This is a genomic window from Pseudomonas sp. MM213 (assembly GCF_020423045.1).
Classification (GTDB): domain Bacteria; phylum Pseudomonadota; class Gammaproteobacteria; order Pseudomonadales; family Pseudomonadaceae; genus Aquipseudomonas; species Aquipseudomonas migulae.
Genome location: NZ_CP081943.1, coordinates 5,092,935 through 5,106,867, shown reverse-complemented (window position 1 = coordinate 5,106,867; position 13,933 = coordinate 5,092,935). Strand labels below are relative to the sequence as shown.

The 13,933-nt window shown below is 60.9% G+C and carries 15 protein-coding genes; 3 read left to right on the top strand and 12 right to left on the bottom strand.

What is annotated here, in order from left to right:
* Positions 1-129 precede the first annotated feature (129 nt).
* Both K5R88_RS23340 and K5R88_RS23335 read left to right on the top strand, forming a co-directional pair.
* Positions 130-1,278, top strand: coding sequence for a DUF2515 family protein (locus K5R88_RS23340; protein WP_226298444.1), 1,149 nt, complete (start codon positions 130-132; stop codon positions 1,276-1,278).
* Positions 1,275-1,988, top strand: coding sequence for a hypothetical protein (locus tag K5R88_RS23335; protein WP_226298443.1), 714 nt, complete (start codon positions 1,275-1,277; stop codon positions 1,986-1,988). Before K5R88_RS23340 ends, K5R88_RS23335 begins: the two co-directional genes overlap by 4 nt.
* A gap of 79 nt (positions 1,989-2,067) precedes the next feature.
* Here K5R88_RS23335 and K5R88_RS23330 read toward each other — a convergent pair whose 3' ends face one another.
* A complete protein-coding gene (locus K5R88_RS23330; protein ID WP_226298442.1) occupies positions 2,068-2,331 on the bottom strand; it encodes a DUF6124 family protein in 264 nt (87 codons plus the stop codon).
* 466 nt (positions 2,332-2,797) lie between these two features.
* On the bottom strand, positions 2,798-3,700 hold the full coding sequence (locus K5R88_RS23325) for a LysR family transcriptional regulator (protein WP_226298441.1): 903 nt from the start codon (positions 3,698-3,700) through the stop codon (positions 2,798-2,800).
* 167 nt (positions 3,701-3,867) lie between these two features.
* Here K5R88_RS23325 and K5R88_RS23320 point away from each other — a divergent pair, with 167 nt between their 5' ends.
* Entirely contained in the window at positions 3,868-5,100 is a 1,233-nt protein-coding gene (locus K5R88_RS23320; RefSeq protein WP_225609813.1) for an MFS transporter, read from the top strand.
* Here K5R88_RS23320 and gspM read toward each other — a convergent pair.
* Genes gspM through gspD form a run of 10 tightly spaced genes read right to left on the bottom strand, consistent with a single transcriptional unit; the run spans position 5,093 to position 13,931 of the window.
* The gene (gspM, locus tag K5R88_RS23315) at positions 5,093-5,524 is read right to left on the bottom strand and encodes a type II secretion system protein GspM (RefSeq protein ID WP_226298440.1); all 432 of its coding nucleotides are present in this window, start codon (positions 5,522-5,524) and stop codon (positions 5,093-5,095) included. The genes K5R88_RS23320 and gspM overlap by 8 nt on opposite strands.
* A complete protein-coding gene (gene gspL, locus K5R88_RS23310; RefSeq protein WP_226298439.1) occupies positions 5,521-6,627 on the bottom strand; it encodes a type II secretion system protein GspL in 1,107 nt (368 codons plus the stop codon). The genes gspM and gspL overlap by 4 nt, the downstream gene beginning before the upstream one ends.
* Positions 6,624-7,475: a type II secretion system protein GspK gene (locus K5R88_RS23305; protein WP_226298438.1), complete on the bottom strand. Its 852-nt coding sequence runs from the start codon at positions 7,473-7,475 to the stop codon at positions 6,624-6,626. The genes gspL and K5R88_RS23305 overlap by 4 nt, the downstream gene beginning before the upstream one ends.
* Complete coding sequence (locus tag K5R88_RS23300; protein WP_226298437.1) at positions 7,472-8,014, bottom strand: type II secretion system protein GspJ; 543 nt, start codon at positions 8,012-8,014, stop codon at positions 7,472-7,474. Before K5R88_RS23300 ends, K5R88_RS23305 begins: the two co-directional genes overlap by 4 nt.
* A complete protein-coding gene (gene gspI, locus K5R88_RS23295; protein WP_226298436.1) occupies positions 8,007-8,390 on the bottom strand; it encodes a type II secretion system minor pseudopilin GspI in 384 nt (127 codons plus the stop codon). Before gspI ends, K5R88_RS23300 begins: the two co-directional genes overlap by 8 nt.
* A complete protein-coding gene (gspH, locus tag K5R88_RS23290) occupies positions 8,383-8,850 on the bottom strand; it encodes a type II secretion system minor pseudopilin GspH (protein WP_226298435.1) in 468 nt (155 codons plus the stop codon). The genes gspI and gspH overlap by 8 nt, the downstream gene beginning before the upstream one ends.
* 3 nt (positions 8,851-8,853) lie before the next feature.
* The gene (gene gspG / locus K5R88_RS23285; protein ID WP_207284680.1) at positions 8,854-9,309 is read right to left on the bottom strand and encodes a type II secretion system major pseudopilin GspG; all 456 of its coding nucleotides are present in this window, start codon (positions 9,307-9,309) and stop codon (positions 8,854-8,856) included.
* 3 nt (positions 9,310-9,312) lie between these two features.
* Positions 9,313-10,521 (bottom strand): type II secretion system inner membrane protein GspF, encoded by a 1,209-nt coding sequence (gspF, locus tag K5R88_RS23280; protein WP_226298434.1) that lies wholly within the window; start codon positions 10,519-10,521, stop codon positions 9,313-9,315.
* 3 nt (positions 10,522-10,524) lie between these two features.
* Positions 10,525-12,006 (bottom strand): type II secretion system ATPase GspE, encoded by a 1,482-nt coding sequence (gspE, locus tag K5R88_RS23275; protein ID WP_226298433.1) that lies wholly within the window; start codon positions 12,004-12,006, stop codon positions 10,525-10,527.
* Positions 12,003-13,931 carry a type II secretion system secretin GspD gene (gene gspD, locus K5R88_RS23270; protein WP_226298432.1) on the bottom strand — a complete coding sequence of 643 codons (1,929 nt, stop codon included), beginning with the start codon at positions 13,929-13,931 and terminating at the stop codon, positions 12,003-12,005. The genes gspE and gspD overlap by 4 nt, the downstream gene beginning before the upstream one ends.
* Positions 13,932-13,933: the final 2 nt, after the last annotated feature.

Genomic DNA, 13,933 nt, shown 5'->3' with positions numbered 1-13,933 from the left:
CCTCATCGTAATTTCCTCGCGCTTTGCGCATCTCATCTGCCAGTGACTTCTGATTTTTCGTCTGCCTGATCTGAGCGGGATTTATGGCTGTTAGGGTTCAAGAATTCCCTGATAGGCAGTCCTCCAGACATGACTCAGTGTTTCAAAGTACACCCCTGCGATGAACAACGCCTGAACCACAACAGCACGCCCGTTGCTGACTGTGAATGCAAAGAAGAACTGCTTTACGGCGTCAAGACCATGGTGACCGACGTCCCCATCCTCACGTGCGCATGCCTTTGGCGTATCTACCAACGCGAAGCCGAAGAAATCGTTGCCCCTGGCGGTGTGCTGATCGCTGACCCCATGGAACGCAATCGTGTGATAAATGCCGCTTATGCTCGGCTGTGGCTGCATGACTCGAGATTCCAGTGGGCCGGGCTCGCGGCGTTTGCTTCCAAGCAGGTTGGCTGCGGACTGCTGCATGCGGCGGATAGCATTGGGCGTATTGGCGCGGAACATCAATCCCGACAGCGCGTGCGAGATAGCCGTAGTGAATTCGGGTTGTTTACACCTGACAGGATGGCCGAACAGGCCGAAGCGCTGCGTGACTACAACGAAGCGGATGCGCGTAACCCGGTTCCGTCCGTAGATCTCCGTTTCAAGGGAAATGACTTGTCGTTGGTGCAGCAACAGTTCCGGCATGTCCACGACATGATGGCGCTGGGGAACACCACGCTGTTTCTGGATATTTTCCCGCTGCATGAGTTCTATGCGAAGCGAGGCTTGAAGGAGTTGAAGAAATGCCTGGAAGTGCGAGCGGGGATTTACGGACATCCGAAGTGGCCAGTGCTTTGGCCAGCGGGGCAGAAAAAGCTCCGCTTTGGACAATTTCATCAGGAAATTATTCGTGCTTTCGAGTTGATTGATGAAGGGGATATTGCCCCAAGCGTGGAGTTTCTGGCGTGGCATGAGCAGCGCAACATCCTCCAGCCAGCCATTTACGAGGACCAGCAATTGGTGGCATTGCTGCGTACCAATCATGCTGCCTACGTGACCGGTTTTCCTACTGGCGTGGCTCAGGCTATCGAGTTGACCCTCACGAGCCAATGCCAAAGCGTTGAGGACGAACGCACCATCGGTTTTAGTTCCAACCCGCTGGCGGATTTGTCGGACATCAAGCAACGCATGCCTTTCGTACTCAGGGCTGCGGCGAGATTTAATGACATGTTAAACGACAGTAACCGAAGGGCATTAGAGCAGTCGATTCGAGAAATCGCCTCCGGTGGCGAGGCATGAATTTACGCAGCTGGCGCCGAGGAGCAGGCTGGTTGCTTCTGGCTGTTTTGGCGCTGGCCGCCATACACCAACTGAGACAGCCTTTGTGGGATGAACCGGAAGTCGCCGTGGAGATAGGCGGAACGTATGAAGAGATGCGTAATCGCTCTTCAGCCTCTTTTAGCCCGTTAATCCGTGGGCACCTGTGGCTCGGAGTTCCTATGGTGGATGCACGAATGCGATTCATCGACCCGCAGTTCGGGTTCGTCACGCCTCTGGCTCGCTTTTTCACGGTTGGATTCGACGACAATGTCATTGACGACATCCGCATGTCACCTCAAATAGAACCGTTGCTGCTCGATGATGCCCTCAAGGTCGTTCTCGACTTACAGGACCAATGGCGCGAAAAAGGCTGGGTGGCGAGGGGCCTGCGGAGCAACCCTACCATTGCCGATACACCGGAATGGCGAGCCTGGCTTCGGGACAGTGAGCGATCAGGGAGATCCTTTTGGCAGGCAGGAGACAAGTATCAAGCAATGCTGCTTCTAGGACAGTTTAGTGATTCCAGAAATCCGACCGAAGAACGCTATCTCATTACCCTTTCGGTTGCCAAACCGTGGGTACCCTTCGATGAAATTGAAGCAGGGTGGGAGCAGGTGTACTCGCTGTGCCATGGAAGTCCCAAGCCACCGCCGATCCCCGAGTGTGAAGTACTCAGTGATAAACCTTGAATTCTCGGCGATGGCTGGTTGCCCAGGATCTTTAAAGCCTCACAAGCCCCTTTCGGAACGATCAATCAAGTGGTGACAGTTAGGGTGGATCAAGGTTATCCAGCACTCGGTTCACCGCCAACTCCCCGAGCATGATTGACTGCTGAATGCCCAGCAGCGTGTTGCAATGCGATCCTTCCAGATATCTCACGAAATCGCTCACCATGACATTCGCTGATGCCAGGGATTCACAGGCGTATTCCAGCAGGGTGTGGTTGTCGATATCGGGATTGATGAGGAAGATTTTGCTTGGTTGACGTGGAGCATCCGGATCAATGTCCGGTGGATTTTTTGTTTTAGTCATATTTCGGCTTCCTTGAAAGAGGAGCCACCGAATTGCTACTAATCAAAAGGGTGGCAGCTGTGCGCAGGTTAGTAGACCGGGGAAGCGCGAAGCCGGCGCGCCCGAAGGCGCCCTGCGCACTGCTGCCATCGAGCGCAGGTATCGAAATACCTGACTGTATGGAACGCAAATACGCTTCGCAAAACCACGGGCTACTAAACCCGATCACTGGAAATCAGTGACGCGAACCAAGTTACCGATGGCCCCCAAAGCGCACAAGCCGGCGGATTCTGGCGTAGTTGTAGGCGCTGCCGCAAGGTGTTGTAGCCTCCCGGAAGACGTCTTAGGAAACGTCCCACAACTGCTACAGAAAGAATACAAAACCTGTAGGAGCCGGCTTGCTGGCGATAGCGGTGGATCAGTCGACATCAATGCCAACTGACAATCCGCGATCGCCAGCAAGCCGGCTCCTACAGGTTTGTGTCGTTCATGGCTTGAGGGGTTCGACCTTGAGTGTCAGCAGGTCCACAAACGCCTTGGCCATTGGCGATTTCTGATCCTTGCGCTGTACCAGCCACACCGCCGAAACCGCTGCAGGGTCGAGCAGAGGTCGGTACACAACGCCATCAATCCGCATCCGCTGATAAGACGCCGGCAGCACCGACACGCCGAGCCCCGCAGCCACCAACCCGATGATGGTCATCGCCTCACCCGCCTCTTGCGCGAAGTGCGGGCTGAAACCGGCGTCCCGCGCCAGGCTGAGCAATTGTGCATACAGACCACTGCCGTAACTGCGAGGGAAAAATACGAACGGTTCGAGGGCCAGAGCTGACAGGAATAATCCCTCTTCACTGTCCTGCACCAGCGGATGTTTGGAGCTGAGCACGGCCACCAGCGGCTCGCGCATCAACTCCACCACGCTGAGCGAATCCGGCAAACCCAACGGCCGCATGATCCCGACCTCGATCGACTCGTCCACCAGAGCCTCGGCCACCTGGGTGCTGCTCATTTCCCGCAGGTTCAGGTGCACCGCCGGGAACCGCTGGCGGAATGAAAAAATCGCCTGGGGAATGGTCGAGTTGAATGGCGCCGATGAAGTGAATCCGATCTTCAACTCCCCCAGCTCACCCAACTGCGCCCGCCGCGCCACATCCGCCGCCTTGTCGACCTGCGCCAGCACCAATCGAGCTTCTTCCAGAAACAATCGCCCGGCCTCACTGAGCTCGACCCGACGATTGGTACGCTCGAACAATCGCGCACCGACTTCCTGCTCCAGCGCCTGAATCTGCTGGCTCAGCGGCGGTTGCGAGATGCCCAGCACCTGGGCGGCGCGGCCGAAGTGCAGTTCTTCGGCGACGGCAATGAAGTAGCGCAGGTGACGCAATTCCATGAAAACTCCATTAGGTCGTAAAACCTCTCAAACAGGTCGAACAATATATTGGATTGAATCATTAGGCAGCTATATGCTTTTTTCATTGCCTGACCGGCTGCGCTCCCCCGAGGTCTGAAGTGAAAACTGCTGTCGCCCCACTCGCCCATGAAGTTCCGCCCGCCGCGCTGGACGATGCCGTCTCTGAACTGAAGGAGATCTACATCGAAAAGGGCACGCCGATGTTCATGCGCACGGTACTGGCGCTGTTCTCCGGCGGCTTTGCGACCTTCGCGCTGCTGTACTGCGTGCAACCGATGATGCCGCTGCTGTCCCACGAATATTCGATCAACGCGGCGCAGAGCAGCCTGATTCTGTCGGTGGCCACGGCCATGCTCGCCATCGGCCTGCTGATCACCGGGCCGATCTCCGACCGGGTCGGGCGCAAACCGGTGATGGTGGCGGCGCTGTTTGCCGCGGCGCTGTGCACCATCGCCAGTTCCATGATGCCGAGCTGGCACGGCGTGCTGGTGATGCGCGCGTTGATCGGGTTGTCGTTGAGTGGCCTGGCGGCGGTCGCCATGACCTACCTGAGCGAAGAGATCCACCCGCAACACATCGGCCTGGCGATGGGCCTGTACATCGGTGGCAACGCGATTGGCGGGATGTGCGGGCGCTTGATTACCGGGGTGTTGATCGACTTCGTCAGCTGGCACACGGCGATGCTGGTGATCGGCGGCCTGGCACTGATCGCGGCGGCGGTGTTCTGGAAAATCCTCCCCGAATCGCGCAACTTCCGCGCCCGCTCGCTGCACCCGCGCAGCCTGCTCGACGGTTTCACCATGCACTTTCGCGACGCCGGTTTGCCGCTGTTGTTCCTTGAAGCGTTCGTGCTGATGGGCGCGTTCGTCACGCTCTTCAACTACATCGGCTATCGCCTGCTGGCCGAGCCGTACCACATGGACCAGGCCTTTGTCGGGCTGCTGTCGGTGGTGTACCTGTCGGGCATCTACAGCTCGGCGAAAATCGGTTCGCTGGCCGACAAACTCGGACGCCGCAAAATGCTCTGGTCGACCATCGTGCTGATGCTCGCCGGTCTCGCCCTGACCATGCTCACGCCGCTGCCCGTGGTGATCATCGGCATGCTGATTTTCACCTTCGGTTTCTTCGGCGCGCACTCGGTGGCCAGCAGCTGGATCGGCCGCCGCGCCACGAAGGCCAAGGGTCAGGCATCGTCGTTGTACTTGTTCAGTTACTACGCCGGGTCGAGCATCGCCGGTACGGCAGGCGGTGTGTTCTGGCACCTCGGCGGGTGGAACGGGATTGGCGTGTTCATCGGGGCGCTGCTGGTGGTGGCGTTGCTGGTTGCGTTGAAACTGGCCCGCCTGCCACTGCTGCCGGGGAATGGTTCGACTACCTGAGCACCACCCGCGCCTCAAGCACCGCGTCACGCTTTTCCAGGGTCAGCGATTGCAAGGCGACGCCGTCACGTTCGGTGCGGTCCAGCCATTGCAACAACGCCTGCGCGTCGCCGCTGAGGGTCAGGCGCAACATATCGTTGTCGGTGTCCATCTGATGGATCTCAAGCCCCGCAGCTGTGGCGCTTTCGCTGACACGCAGCGACAACGACTGATGGCTGACGACGGGCGGGGTGCTTCGCGGTTGTACCCGTTGCAGTTGCGCAGACACGGCCAGTTGCTGTTGGTGCTGGCGTTCCATGGTTTCCAGGCGTTGGCGTGTCGGTTGCCAGATCAGGCTGAACGCCACGACAGCCAATAAAAATGCGCCCATGGCCAGCAACAGTCGTTGCTCGCGAAGGGACAGCCGTTGCCAGGCCGCTTTCATGTTCGGTCCTCCACTGTCAGGGTCGCCTGCACGCGGTCGCGCTCTTTGCTCGCACTGTCGATCCTGAGCGGCACACCTTGTTGTCGCCCGCGTTCGCGCAGTTGTTCCAGCTCGGCAAAGCTGTTGGCACTCAGCTGGATTTTCCAGCCATCGCCGGCACGAAACTCAATACGCCGGACCTCGACATTGCTTGCGCCAATCACCTGCTCGACCAGCGTCACCAGCTCGGCGACGCGTGTGCGCTGCGGCTCGGCGGTCTGCTGTTGTAGTGCGTTGAGCTGCGTTGCCAGATCGACGATGCGGCTCTGCTCGGGGTAAAGCGTCTTGAACCGTTGCTCGTTCTGGCTGTAGAGCCTGCGTGTTTCACTCTCCAGAAAATGGATTCGCGCAGCGCTGGCGCCCCAGGTCAGCAACAGCAGCGTCAGGATCGTCAAACCACCGAGGCGCCAGGGCAGACGTTTGTTGCGCAGGGCGAATTCGCCTTGCAGCAGATTGATGGCCTGCGCGGGACGATGGGCCAGGTATTGATCGACATCCGTCGCACCCTGACGCGCGTCGACCCATTGAATCCCTGCGGGCAAGGCCGGCCCCAGCAACGTCAACCCGTCGTCCGTCAACGTCAGGCGGGCCGGCAGCCCTCCGCCGACCAGCCATCGACCGAACCACCAAACACCGAGTGCCTGATCCAGGGGCAAGACATCGGCATCGACGAACACCGAACGCACCTCGACGCCCTCTTCGGCCAGTAACGCGAGCATCGCGGCAAACCGCTGGCGGTCGATCACCATGACCGGATAACGCCCTTCCTGATCGCGAGCGCCGATGCTCAGGTGCAGCTTTTCCAACGCCTCGCTCAATTGATCCTCCACGGCAAACGCGACGGCTTGCGTGCCGGGTTGGCGTTTGGAAGGCCACGGATCGCTGCGCACCCAACTGCACAATTCCATGGGCAGCAGCACATCGACCACCTGCCCGCTCAGCACCTGTGCCGCTTGATTCAAGGGCATGGACCGGCGTTGCGCAGTCGAGGACCAAACGCAGCAAGGCCAGTCTGCCGACGGTTCGCCCAGGCCCTCGGTGGTCAGGTAAAGCCAGGTATTCATCGCGGCATCTCGTGGGCAGTCGAAGGAAGAAGGCGTCGTTGCAGGACGTTGAGTTGGTGGGTGTCGGCATCGCGTTCGACCTCCGTGGCCAGCCGCAATCGGCGCTGCCCCTGAGTGACCTGCACCGTGATGCGGAACCAGCGGCTGCCGGTGCCAAGTCCATGACTGTTCAGGCCTGCACCGGAGAGCAGCGGGTCTTGCGTAAAGGCCTGAACGCTGGCCCATCCCGTCGTCGAAGCCTGACGAACCAGCGCCGCAGCCGTGGTCGCGTCCACGTCATCGAGCGTCCTCAGCACCAACGCCGGGGCCGTGTTGACGTTCAGCGTTGCGTGGCCGGGCAACATCGCCACCCAAGGCTCAAGTTGACGCAGCACATGAGCGTCAACCCCCGGCAGCAGGCGCAGTTGGCTCAGTTCTCGGAACGCTCCCACCTGAGCAAGTTGCAGCGGTGGAAGATCCAGCACGTCGAGCAAGCGCGCCCAGCGGTTGAGGGTGACTTGATCGATCTGCCCCTGAGTCAACAATGAGTTGAGATTGAAGCGCCCGGCGAGGTCCTCGATATCAACGCGGATCTGCGCGCCTTCGACGTCGAAGTCGGGAGTCATCCGCGCCCAGTCCTGGGTCAGGTCGACGGTTTTTTGCGAGCCCTGCGCCGCGTCCCGCAAGCGCAAAAGCGCCCAGCTTTCCCCCGCAACGGCGAGTTGGCGCATTTGAATGTGCTGCAGGGCCTGGCCGCTGCTGTGCAGCGACAGGCGATGGCTGCGCAGCAAGCCGCTGGTGATCAACAACGCCAGACTCATGACCAGCAACACGCTGATCAACGCGATGCCGCGTTGATGCCTCCTCATGGCAACGCGCCGGGCAACAGCAATACCCGACGAATCGCCTCGAAACGACCCGTAGAGAATTGCACTTCCACCGCCATCGGCCGCTTCACGCCCCGCCCGGATGGCCAATCGCGGCTCCAACCGGACTGTGCATCAAACACCCGCCAACTCAAGTCTCGAACATCGCCCAGCAGCTTTTGCCGCTGCACGCTCGGCACCCCCTCCCCCTGACTTTCACGCCACAGCGTGCCGTTATCGAGTCGATAGGTCAGCAACTGGCGCTCGCTGCGCGGCTGGTCCAAAGGGTTGCGCCAATGGCTACGCTGCAACTGCAACACCGATTGCTGGAGCACGACAGGTTGATCGGTGGCGTGCAGCACATCCCGCTCGATCACCGCCACCGCCCGTTGCAGGCTTCGAAACTCATGCTCATGCGCCGTCGTCCCTCGTTGCACGCGCACCACGCCATCGAACAGCCCCCAACTGGCCAGGCCCAGCAACGCGAAGATCGCCATGGCGATGACCAGTTCCAGCAAGGTGAAACCGCTCTGCTTATTCATCACGATGAGGTATCCAGCCACTGGTGCGGTGTACGGTTTGCTCGCGCCCGGAAAGGCTGACGTCAACATCGACCTTGAGCAGGCGCGGATCAGGCGAAACGCTGATGCGCTGGCGCAGCAACCAGTCGCGGCGATCCATCGACACGATCCGTTGTTGCTGGTCGAGGGGCCATCCGGTTTGCAGGCGCAGTTCATTCAGATGGTTGTCTGCCAGCCACGCGGCGAAGAGCCGTTCCTCGACCGCGCCGGTTTGCCTGAGCACGTATTGGCTCGCCGACAGCACGGCAGCCGCCAGCGTCGAAAAGATCGCCAGGGCCACCATGATTTCCAGCAAGGTGAAGCCACGCATGCGTGAAGAAAATGGCCGGCTAGCCATCGATCACCACCTGGCCAAGGCCATCGCTGGACAGGTTGAGCCACATCTTTTTGTCGCTGCCAAACGTCAGCGTAAAGACGCTGGTTTCATCGTTGCTGAACATCAGCACCTGAGGAGGTCCATCGTCGGCGCCAAGGGTTACCGGATGACCGTCCTGCTCAAGCCGTAGCCGCACGTTTTCGGGCCATCGATAAAAAGCCACCATCGGTTCCCAGCCCTGAACATCGAGCCTCATCACCCGATAACCCTCGACACTCAGCCGCAGGCCGAACTCCTGGCCATCGAGCACTGCGCGTTCACGCAACTGTTGAATCACGCCCACGATCCCGTGTGCTTCCTGCCGGGCCTGACGCGCCGGATTCGACCCGATGGCAAAGCTCACCATGCCCAACAGCACGCCGATCAAAACGATCACGATCATCAGTTCGAGCAAGGTGAATCCCCGACAACGCTGGCGCATGATTCAGTCGCCCCAGTTGCCGATATCGGCCGCATGCCCTTCGCCACCCTTCACGCCATCGGAACCGAGGGAGTACAAGTCATAGCTGCCGTCCACCGAATGCACACCGGGATTGAGGTACTGATAGGGCGTGTTCCACGGATCGACCGGCAGGCTTTTCAGATAACCCTGAGGGTTCCAGTTCCTCGCCGCCGGCAGGCCGGAAGGTTGTTTGCTCAAGGCTTCCAGCCCCTGCTGTGTCGAGGGGTAGTTGAAGTTGTCGAGGCGATACATTTCGAGGGCCGTGGCGATGGCCTGGAGATCAATTTTGCTGGCGGTGACTTTGGCCTGGTCGGGACGGCTCATGAACTGCGGCACCACGATGGCCCCCAGCACGCCGATGATGACGACCACCACCATGATTTCGATCAGGGTAAAACCGCGTTGAGCGCGAGGGCTGTTTCTCTGTGCTGCATTCATGGGTCAATTCACCAATTGGTTGAGGCTGAGAATCGGTAGGAGGATGGCCATGACGATCAGCAGCACCACGCCGCCCATCAGCACCAGCATGGCCGGTTCAAAAAGGCTCACGACCAATGCGATACGCGCCGCCAGGCTGCTTTCCTGCTGCTCGGCGGCCCGCACCAGCATGCGATCGAGTTCACCGGCGCGTTCGCCGCTGGCGATCATGTGCAGCATCATCGGCGGGATGTCGCCGCTCAGTTCCAGACCGCGAGTCAGCGTTCCACCTTCACGGACCGAGCGCGCGACATCGGCCATGCGGCTGCGGATGGTCAGGTTGCCGATGACGGCCGCCGCGATCTCCAGCGCGTCCACCAATGGCACTGCACTTTTGCCGAGGATCGCCAGCGTGCTGGCGAACCGCGCGGCTTCCATCGCCCGCAGCACCTCGCCCATGACCGGCAGTTTCAACGCGAGACGATGCCAGCGCAGGCGCCAGGCCGGCTGGCGCAGGCTCCAGCGCCAGAGGCCGAGCAACGCCGCCAGCACGCCCATCAACAGCAGAAAGTGATTGCGCAGCCCATTGCTGAGGGCGATCAGCGCCTGTGTCAGCCAGGGCAACGGCTGGCCACTGTCGACGAAGATCTTCACCACGTCCGGCACCACGTAGCCGAGCAGAAAACCAACAATCGCGACACTGGCCAACATCAGGATCAGCGGGTACACCAGGGCCATCTGGATTTTCTGCCGCGACGCCTGCCGGGCCTGGGTGTAAGCGGCCAGTTGTTCCAGCACATGCCCCAAGTGACCGGAACGTTCGCCAGCCGCAACGGTGGCGCGGAACAATTCGGGGAACGCCTTGGGAAATTGAGCCAGCGCCGTCGACAGGGCATGACCTTCCATCACCCGACTCCTGACCGCCGACAACAGACCGGCAACCTTGCGCTTCGCACTTTGCTTCGTCACCGCTTCAAGGGCTTCCTCCAGAGGCAGCCCTGCCTGAACGAGGGTGGACAGCTGCAAGGTCAACAGCGCCAGATCCGCCGCGCTCAGACGTCCGCTGCGAGGCTGCGTCCCGGTGTCGCCACCTGCCCTGACCTCGCTCAACTCACGCGGCCACAAGCCGCGCTCACGCATCAGTTGTCGGGCATGACGCGGGCCATCGGCCTCCAGTCGGCCTTTGCAGCGTCGGCCCTGGGCGTCGTCAGCGCGGTAATCGAACGTCGGCACTCGCTAGTCCTCCTGCGTCACGCGCAGTAATTCGTCGAGGCTGGTCGCGCCCTCCAGCACCCGCTGGCGACCGTCCTGAAACAGGCTGCGGGAGACCTTGCGCGTCTCTTCTATCAACGCCTGTTCACTCGCACCTTGATGAATCAGAACCGAGACGGCGGGCGTCACGCTGATCAGCTCGTAAATCCCGATCCGCCCGCGATAACCGTGCTGACACTGGTCGCATCCCACGGCCCTGAACAGTTGCGGTGGCGCTGCCGAATCGAGCCCTAAGCGTTCGCACGTGGCGCCATCGGCGCTGTATGTCGCTTTGCAATGGGGACACAACGTGCGCAGTAAACGCTGGGCCAGAATGCCCACCAGCGACGACGCCAGCAGGTAGGCATCGACGCCCATGTCCACCAGCCGCGTCACTGCACCGACGGCACTGTTGGTGTGCAACGTCGAGAGCACCAGGTGCCCGGTCAGCGATGCCTGGACGGCGATTTCCGCCGTCTCGCGATCACGGATTTCGCCGACCATCACCACGTCCGGATCCTGTCGCAAAATCGCCCGCAAGCCGCGGGCAAACGTCATGTCCACTTTCGGATTGACCGGCATCTGCCCCACACCCGGCAGGTGATATTCGATGGGGTCTTCGACCGTGAGAATGTTGCGTGTCTGATCGTTCAGGCTGCTCAGCGCGGCGTACAGACTGGTGGTCTTGCCGGAACCGGTAGGCCCGGTCACCAGGAGAATGCCGTGAGGTTTTGCGAGCAACTGGCGCAACGCGGCGAGGGTATCGGCAGGCATACCGAGTCGCGGCAGTTCCAGGCGCCCGGCCTGCTTGTCGAGCAGGCGCAACACCACCCGTTCGCCGTGGGCCGAAGGCAGCGTAGAGACCCGCACATCGACTTCGTGCCCGGCCAGTCGCAGGGCCATTCGACCATCCTGCGGGACCCGTTTTTCAGCAATGTCCAGGCGCGCCATGACCTTGATCCGCGACACCAGCAAGGTGGCCAGTTCACGTCGGGGCCTGAGCATTTCGCGCAATTGCCCGTCGACACGCATGCGTACCGACAGGTACTGCTCGAAAGTTTCCAGGTGCACATCCGACGCGTGCTCGCGCACCGCTTCGCTGAGCAGTGCGTTGATCAACCGGATGATCGGCGCGTCGCCCTGCTGCTCCAGCAGGTCGGCGGTTTGCGGGACTTGATCGACCAGGCTGAGCAGGTCCAGCTCTTCGTCCAGCCCTTGGGCAACTTGCTCGGCTGCGCTCTGACCTTCGCGATAAGCGACGGCCAGACGTGCGGCGAACACATCAGGCTCAAGCACCCGCATCGGCAGATCCCGAGCGCTTGCCCGACGGGCTTCCGACAAGGCCGTGAGTGGCGTATTGGCGCGCAGCACAAGACTTGAGCCCGGCCCGTCGTGCTCCAGCAGTACGCCGAAACGCCGGGCGAAACCGAAGGGCAATGGCTGGAGGGATTCACGCGGTTCGCTCATGGCGATTCCGCCGCTGATTTACGCAAATCGAACACGGGGGCGTCGGGCGCGGGGTCGAACAATTGACGCGCCTCGGCCGGCAGCAGCAAGGAGTTGTTCCCTCGCGCGCCGGGCTTGCTCAATTCACGCAGCGCGTTGTAACGCTGCTGGCTGACGTCTGACAGGTCTTCCTTGCTGCGCACGATGGTCGGCCGCAAAAACACCATCAGGTTGCTTTTGGTCTGGGTGTCGCGGGTCCAGCGAAACAGCGCACCGAGGTAGGGAATGTCGCGCAGCAACGGCACCCCGCTCTGTTGGGTGCGGACGCTGTCCCTGATCAGCCCGCCGATGACGATGATTTCGCCATCGTCCGCCAGGATCGTGCTCTTGAGCGCACGTTTGTTGGTGATCAGGTCCGAAGAATCGATGCCCGATACCGAAGGCGCGATGTCCGACACTTCCTGCGCGACCTCCAGGCGCAACGTCGAGCCTTCGTTGATGTACGGCTTGATCTTCAGGCTGATGCCCACGTCCTTGCGCTCGACGGTGGTGAACGGATTTTCCGCGCCGTTGCTGTTGGTGGCGTAGGAGCCGGTCTTGAACGGGACGTTTTGGCCGACGATGATTTCTGCCTCCTGATTGTCCAGGGTCAGCAGGCTCGGCGTGGACAGCAGGTTGCTGCGGGTGTTGCTGGCCAGCGCCGAAACCAACGCGCCGAAGCGGTCACTACCCAGTCGCAGGACGGCCCCTTCCGGCGCGGATTTTTTCTCGTCAAAGTTCAGCCCGCCGATGATCGGAATGTCGGTGCCGGGGAAGTTGATGAAGCCTTTTGCATCACTGCCGCTGACGCTCCACTGAACACCCACGGCCTCGGCGATGTCCCCGGAAATCTCGACGATGGCGGCATGGATCAGCACCTGCGCCCGAGGCTGATCCAACTGACGCACGATGTCCTCGATGGTGCGGATTTGCGCCGGGTCGGCGATCAGCACCAGCGCATTCTGGCTTTCGTCGGCCTTGATCATGAACGTCGTGCCGGGTGAGTTATCCCGGGCGCCACCGACGGCCGTTGCCGGCTTTCGGCCCTGCCCCATCGTTTCGAGGACTTCGGCCAATTGCCTGGCATCGCTGTGACGCAGGCGAATCACCCGCGCGTTGTCGAGGGTGGCGGTCGCCGGGGTATCGAGACGGCGTGCGAGGTCGATCAGGCGTTGGCGAACCGACGGTGGACCAATGAGGATCAGCCGATTGGTTCTGGCGTCGGCCAGTACCTGGATCGCCGTATCAGCGCTGCGTTTGCCCAGCGAGGACTCCATGACAGTCGCCACATCAGCAGCCTGTGCGTGCTGCATTTGCACCACGGCATGCTGGTTGTTCTGCCCGGAATCCAGTTGCCGGACCACCTGCGCGATACGGTTCACATTGGCCGCAGTATCGGTGACCACCAGCGCATTGGCTGACACCGAAGGACCGACATAGCCGTTGGCCGACACCAGCGGCCGAACCAGGCCGGCAATGTCGGAAGCGCTGCTGGTGTTCAGTTCGACGACCTGGGTGATGAATTGCGAAGCCGTGGCGTTTTTTGCAATGCCTTGGCCGGCGCGGGTTTTCGCTTCGGTGACCGGCGTAATCAGGATCCGGTCACCCTCGTCGATGACCGTGAAGTTGTGGGCATCCAGCACCGAATAAAACAATCGGCGAACACCTTCGCGGTCGAGGGCCTGACGGGACATGACGGTGATGCGCCCGGAGACTCTGGGATCAAGCACCACCGTGGTCCCGAGAATGGTGGAGATTTCCTCGACGATGTCGCGCAGCTCGGCATTGTTCATCGCCAGTTGCCACTTTTCTTCCTCGGCCCGCGCCGCGCCATGAAAGAGAGACAGCGCCAACGCGGCGAGAAAAAACAGGGTGCGCAACGCCTGCGCGCTGATGGAACTGTTCATGG

What these genes read in the sequence shown, in the direction of transcription:
- K5R88_RS23335 (WP_226298443.1), top strand. Translation starts at nt 1,275, where the DNA reads ATGAATTTACGCAGCTGGCGCCGAGGAGCAGGCTGGTTGCTTCTGGCT.
- K5R88_RS23340 (WP_226298444.1), top strand. Translation starts at nt 130, where the DNA reads ATGACTCAGTGTTTCAAAGTACACCCCTGCGATGAACAACGCCTGAAC.
- gspD (WP_226298432.1), bottom strand. Translation starts at nt 13,931, where the DNA reads ATGAACAGTTCCATCAGCGCGCAGGCGTTGCGCACCCTGTTTTTTCTC.
- K5R88_RS23325 (WP_226298441.1), bottom strand. Translation starts at nt 3,700, where the DNA reads ATGGAATTGCGTCACCTGCGCTACTTCATTGCCGTCGCCGAAGAACTG.
- gspH (WP_226298435.1), bottom strand. Translation starts at nt 8,850, where the DNA reads ATGCGCCAGCGTTGTCGGGGATTCACCTTGCTCGAACTGATGATCGTG.
- gspL (WP_226298439.1), bottom strand. Translation starts at nt 6,627, where the DNA reads ATGAATACCTGGCTTTACCTGACCACCGAGGGCCTGGGCGAACCGTCG.
- gspE (WP_226298433.1), bottom strand. Translation starts at nt 12,006, where the DNA reads ATGAGCGAACCGCGTGAATCCCTCCAGCCATTGCCCTTCGGTTTCGCC.
- K5R88_RS23300 (WP_226298437.1), bottom strand. Translation starts at nt 8,014, where the DNA reads ATGAATAAGCAGAGCGGTTTCACCTTGCTGGAACTGGTCATCGCCATG.
- gspI (WP_226298436.1), bottom strand. Translation starts at nt 8,390, where the DNA reads ATGGCTAGCCGGCCATTTTCTTCACGCATGCGTGGCTTCACCTTGCTG.
- K5R88_RS23330 (WP_226298442.1), bottom strand. Translation starts at nt 2,331, where the DNA reads ATGACTAAAACAAAAAATCCACCGGACATTGATCCGGATGCTCCACGT.
- gspM (WP_226298440.1), bottom strand. Translation starts at nt 5,524, where the DNA reads ATGAAAGCGGCCTGGCAACGGCTGTCCCTTCGCGAGCAACGACTGTTG.
- gspG (WP_207284680.1), bottom strand. Translation starts at nt 9,309, where the DNA reads ATGAATGCAGCACAGAGAAACAGCCCTCGCGCTCAACGCGGTTTTACC.
- K5R88_RS23305 (WP_226298438.1), bottom strand. Translation starts at nt 7,475, where the DNA reads ATGAGGAGGCATCAACGCGGCATCGCGTTGATCAGCGTGTTGCTGGTC.